Below are 6,157 nucleotides of genomic sequence, written 5' to 3'. Positions count from 1 at the left end.
CGGCAAGCCACCACCCAACAACTCACCGACCCCACCTACTGGACCAACCACCTCACCCACACCACCCACTGGCAACACGCGGTTGAGAACCTCCAGGAAAACGGCACCACCGTCTATCTCGAAATCGGACCGCACCCCACTCTCACACCGCCCACCAACCAAACCCTTACCGAACCCAACACCTACACCATCACCACCCTCCACAAGGCTCAAGACAACGTCCACAACCTCCACCACGCCATCAACCAAATCCACACCCACCACCACACCACCAACCCACCACGAACCAACCCACAACAGACCACTCCCAAAACACTCCCACCGCTCCCCACCTACCCCTTCCAACACCACACCCACTGGCTCCACGCGAACAATCACGGCAAGGACGCCGAAAGCCTCGGGCTCAGCAGAACGGGCCACCCGATTCTGGCGGCCGCCACCGAGATTTCGAATTCCGGCGCGGTTCTTTTCACCGGACGGCTTTCGCTCAGCTCCCAGCCCTGGTTCAACGACCACGCGATCGTCGATTCGGTGCTGGTCCCCGGAAGCGGCCTTGTCGAGATGGCGTTGCACGCGGGCGCCCGCACCGGCGCTCCGCACGTCGAGGAGCTGACGCTCGAAAGCCCGCTGGTCATCCCCGACGAAGGCTCCCTGCATCTGCAGATCACGGTCGAGCCCGCGGATGACGGCGGACGGCGGACCATCGCCGTCCATTCCAGGCCCGCGGACGGGGAGGAAGGCTCCGCATGGGTGCGGCACGCGGTCGGCGCCCTGTCCGCCACCCCCAGCCCCGCGCCGCCGTCGCCGTCGCCCTCGCCGTCCGAGTGGCCGCCGACGGCCGCCACGCCGATTGATCTCACCGGCGCGTACGACGCCCTGGCCGAACGCGGCTACCACTTCGGCCCGACGTTCCGCGGCCTCGCCCGCGCCTGGCAGAGCGGCGACGACCTCTACGCCGACATCGTCCTCCCCGGCGACACCGACACCACCGGATACGGCATCCACCCCGCCCTCCTCGACGCCGCGCTCCACCCCCTCGGCCTCAGCCAGACCACGGGCGATCCCATCAAGCTTCCCTTCGCCTGGCAGGACGTCTCGCTCCACGCCACCAGGGCCACCACCTTGCGCGTGCACCTCCAGCCCACCGCCGACGACCAGGTCCGCATCACCGCCACCGACTCCGAAGGCGCCCCGGTCCTGTCCGTCGGCGCGCTCAACGTGCGGCCGATCGAGCCGGAGCGGCTGCGCTCGGCCGGGCGCGCCCACGGCGACGGCATGTTCGAGCTGAGCTGGCAGGCGCTTGCCGAGCCCGACCCGCATGGGCCGTGCCCGTCTTACGCGTTCGTCGGCGGCGACGGGGACAGCCGCACGGCACGGATGCTCGCGGAAGCGGCCGCGCAGGTGCACCCTGACCTGTCCTCGTACGGCAAGGCCGTCGATGCCGGGGAGCCGCTCCCGGAACTGACGCTGCTGTGGTGCCCGAAGCTCGCGGCCGGCGACGTTGCCGCGGACGCGCACGACATCGCCGCCGAGACGCTCGGTGCGCTCCGCACATGGCTTGCCGGCGACCGCCACGCCGGGCGCCGTCTCGTGCTCCTGACGAGCGGCGCGGTCGCCACGGGCCTCGACGAACGGATCGGCGACCTGGCGCAGGCGACGGTCTGGGGCCTGGCCCGCACGGCGCAACTCGAACATCCCGGACGCGTGGCGGTCGTCGACATCGACGGCCATCAGGACGCGGCCGGATCGATGGGCGCCGCTCTGGCGAGCGCGGAGCCACAGGTGGCCATCCGGCGCGGACGCCTTCTCGTCCCCGGAATCGGCAGGACCGACCCCGGCGCCGATCTCGACATCCCCGCCGGGCCGGTTCCCTGGCGGCTGGAGAACCGCACGCCGGGCACGCTCGACGATCTCGTGGCGGCTCCCTGGCCGGACGCGGAGGCGCCGCTGGCGGCCGGGCAGATCCGTGTCTCGCTTCGCGCGGCGGGTCTCAACTTCCGGGACGCGCTCGTCGGCCTGGGCATGGTGAACGACCGCACGGGTGTGGGCGGCGAAGCCGCCGGTGTCGTGGTCGAGACCGCTTCCGACGTGACGGACCTGGTCCCCGGCGACCGCGTGATGGGCCTGTTCCAGGACGGCGTCGGCCCGCTGGCGGTCACCGACCGCCGGCTCGTCGCCCGCGTCCCCGCCGGATGGACGTTCGCCCAGGCGGCCGCGGTGCCCGTGGTGTTCCTGACCGCCTACCAGGGGCTCAAGGAACTGGCGGAGCTGCGGCCGGGCGAGACTCTGCTCGTCCACGCCGCGACCGGCGGTGTCGGTTCAGCGGCCCTCCAGCTCGCCCGGCTCTGGGGCGTGGACGTGCTCGCCACCGCCGCCCCCGGGAAGTGGCACGCGCTGGAGGCGCAGGGGATCGACGAAGCGCACCGCGCGTCCTCCCGCACGCTCGAGTTCGAGGAGCGGTTCCGGCGCCTGGTCGGCGAACGCGGTGTGGACGTCGTCCTCAACTCCCTCGCCGACGAGTTCACGGACGCCTCCCTGCGGCTCCTCGGCGCCGGGGGCCGTTTCATCGAGATGGGCAAGACCGATGTCCGGGATCCGGCACAGGTCGGGAACGACCATCCGGGCGTCGCTTACCACGTGTTCGACCTGCACGAGACGCCCGCACGGCACATCGGCGAGATGCTCAGCGAACTGGCCCCCCTGTTCGAGGACGGCTCGCTGGTCCCGCCCCCGATCGAGGCGTGGGACGTCCGGCACGCGGCCCGAGCGCTGCGCCACCTCGGCCAGGCCCGGCACATCGGAAAGGTGGTGCTGACCATCCCCGTCCCGCTGGACCCCGACGGCACCGTCCTGATCACCGGCGGCACCGGGAGTCTCGGCTCGGCGGTCGCCCGCCATCTCGCCGAGCGCCACGGCATGCGGCACCTCCTGCTCGCCAGCCGCTCCGGCCCGGACGCGGAAGGGGTTGCGGAGCTGCTCGGCGAACTCGCGGACCGGGGCACCGACGCCACCGTCACCGCCTGCGACACCGCCGACCCGGCCGCGCTCGCACGCCTGGTCGAGTCCATACCCGAGGACCATCCGCTCACCGCGGTCATCCACGCGGCGGGCGTCATCGACGACACCGTCCTCACCGACCTGTCCGGCGAGCAGCTCGACACCGTCCTCCGCCCGAAGGCCGACGCGGCCTGGCACCTGCATGAGCTGACCAAGGGCCTGGACCTCAGCGCCTTCGTGCTGTTCTCTTCGATCGCCGGAACCCTGGGGTCTCCCGGGCAGGGCAACTACGCCGCCGCCAACGCCTTCCTGGACGGCCTCGCCCACAGCCGCCGCTCCCAGGGGCTCCCCGCCGTCAGCCTCGCGTGGGGGCTCTGGCAGCAGCCCGGGGGCATGACGTCCCATCTCACGGAGGCCGATCACGCACGATTCGCTCGCAGCGGGCTGAGTCCGCTTTCCACCGACCAGGCCCTCCAGCTCTTCGACGCCGCGCTCGACCACCCCGGCCCGACGCTCGTCCCCGCCGCAATCAGCGTCAGGGCTGTTACGGCGGCGGCCGAGAGCGGCACGATCTCTCCGCTGCTCCGAGGGCTCGTGCGGGGCGGCCGGAAACAGCCGTCCGGCGCCGCCGTCCAGCCACCCCCGGACCTGCGGATGCGCCTCGCGAGCCTTTCCCAGGACGAGCAGGACGAGCTCCTGCTGGAGACCGTGCGCGGCCAGGTCGCCGCGGTTCTCGGGCATGACGCGGCGGACATCGGCCGCGGGAGCACGTTCAAGGAGCTCGGGCTGGACTCGTTGACCGCGGTCGAACTGCGCAACCGGCTGGGGACCGCCACCGGCCTGCGCCTGCCCGCGACGCTCATCTTCGACCGTCCGACGCCGCACGAGCTCGCCGGGTACCTGCGTTCGCAACTCGTCCCCGAGCCGCCGCCTCCCGGCGCGGCGTTGCTCGCCGAACTCGACCGGCTGGAGGCGGGCCTCGCCGACGGCCTCGACATCGGCGGCCTTCCCGGAGACCTCCGCCCCCGGCTCCACGGACTGCTGCGGCGGCTGTCCGGCCAGGAGCCGCCGGGAGCCGACATGACCCGCACCATCCTCGCCACGAGCCGGCCCGAGGACCTCTTCGCGCTCATCGATGGCGGCATGAACGACAACGACCACGGCGACAAGGCCGAGGGGGGTAAGTGATGGCCAACGAGGACAAGCTCTTCGAGTACCTCAAGCGGGTCACGGCCGACCTTCAGGAGACCCGCGAACGGCTCCACGAGGTCGAGGAGCGCGCTCGGGAGCCGATCGCGATCGTGGCGATGGGGTGCCGGTATCCGGGTGCTGTGTCGTCGCCCGAGGATCTGTGGGAGCTGGTCGAGCAGGGCCGCGACGCCATCACGCCGTTCCCCGACAACCGGGGCTGGGACCTGGACGCCCTCTTCGACCCCGACCCCGACGCGCCCGGGAAGTCCTATGCGCGCGAAGGCGGATTCCTCCACGACGCGGATCAATTCGATGCCGCCTTCTTCGGCATCTCACCCCGCGAAGCCACCGCCATGGACCCCCAGCAGCGACTCCTGCTCGAAGTCGCCTGGGAGACCATCGAACGGGCCGGGATCGCGCCGCCTTCCCTCAAGCAGAGCCGGACGGGAGTCTTCACCGGCGTCGTCTTCCAGCCGTACGGACCCCACCTGCACCAAGCGCCGGAGAACTACGAGGGATACCTCATGACCGGCAAGGCCACGAGCGTGGCCTCCGGCCGGGTCTCGTTCACCCTCGGCCTGCAAGGGCCCGCGGTCACGGTCGACACCGCATGCTCCTCCTCCCTGGTGGCCATGCATCTGGCCGCCCACTCCCTGCGCACCGGTGAATGCGACCTCGCTCTCGCGGGCGGCTCCACCGTCATGTCCACGCCCGGTCTGTTCGTCGAGTTCAGCCGCCAGCGGGGGCTCGCGGCGGACGGTCGGTGCAAGTCCTTCGCCGCGTCCGCCGACGGCACGGGATGGTCCGAGGGCGTCGGCCTGGTGCTCCTGGAACGCCTGTCGGACGCCCGCGAGCACGGTCACCCGGTCCTCGCCGTGATCAGGAGTTCGGCGGTCAACCAGGACGGCGCCAGCAACGGCCTCACCGCGCCCCATGGCCCGTCGCAGGAACGCGTCATCAACGAGGCCCTGGCCCACGCCCAGCTCTCGCCCGATCAGATCGACGCGGTCGAGGCCCACGGCACGGGCACCGCGTTGGGCGACCCCATCGAGGCCAACGCGCTCCTCGCGACCTACGGCACCCGGCACACGCCGGAACAGCCGCTCTACCTGGGCTCGATCAAATCCAACATCGGCCACACGCAGGCGGCGGCAGGGGTCGCCGGGGTCATCAAGATGGTCCAGGCCATCAACCACGGTCGCCTGCCGGAGACCTTGCACGTCCAAGCAGGCAATCCGGAAGTGGACTGGGAGGCCGGTACCGTCTCCCTGCTCACCGAGGCCCAGCCGTGGCCGGAGGTCGACCGGCCGCGCCGCGCCGCCGTGTCCTCCTTCGGAGTCAGCGGCACCAACGCCCACCTCATCCTCGAACAGGCTCCGGCGCCTCAGCCCGTCCCGACCGCCGTGGCGGCCCCGCCCAGCACGCCCACGCTCGCCTGGCCGCTGTCGGCGAAAACCCCCGAAGCCCTCCGCGCCCAAGGCCAACGGCTCCTGGACCACCTGGACCGCCATCCCGACGTCAGCCCCGTGGACGTCGGGTACACCCTGGCCACCGCCCGCGCCTCCTTCGCCCACCGCGCCGTCATCACCGGGAACGGACTGGACGACTTCCGCACCGGGCTGCGGGCGCTCGCCACCGGGCAGACCGCACCCGGGCTGACCCTCACACCCCCGGCCGACACCGATGGGGACAGCCGGATCGTCTTTGTTTTCCCCGGTCAGGGGTCGCAGTGGGCCGGCATGGCCAGCGAACTGCTGCACACCTCACTGGTGTTCGCCGACCACATCCAGGCATGCCACGAGGCGCTCGCTCCCTACACCGACTGGTCACTGCTCGACCTACTCCATCAGCGAGACGCGGCCCCCGATCTAGAACGGGTCGACGTCGTCCAACCGGCACTGTTCGCCGTCATGACCGCACTGGCCAAACTCTGGCAACACCACGGCATCCACCCCGACGCCGTCATCGG

2 protein-coding genes are annotated in these 6,157 nt (G+C 71.4%); both read left to right on the top strand.

The features are described from left to right. The first annotated feature begins 123 nt into the window (after positions 1-123). A complete protein-coding gene (locus tag CHF16_RS38875) occupies positions 124-4,185 on the top strand; it encodes an SDR family NAD(P)-dependent oxidoreductase (protein ID WP_342750156.1) in 4,062 nt (1,353 codons plus the stop codon). Next, the coding region (locus CHF16_RS38870) for a type I polyketide synthase (protein WP_143228354.1) at positions 4,185-6,157 on the top strand (1,973 nt) is incomplete at its 3' end. The genes CHF16_RS38875 and CHF16_RS38870, both read left to right, overlap by 1 nt.

Origin of the sequence: Actinomadura meyerae, from assembly GCF_900188445.1 — a bacterium.
In the GTDB taxonomy this organism is placed as follows: Bacteria; Actinomycetota; Actinomycetes; order Streptosporangiales; family Streptosporangiaceae; genus Spirillospora; species Spirillospora meyerae.
The sequence above is the reverse complement of the archived record's forward strand: the minus strand, read 5'-3'. Positions and strand labels throughout refer to the sequence as shown.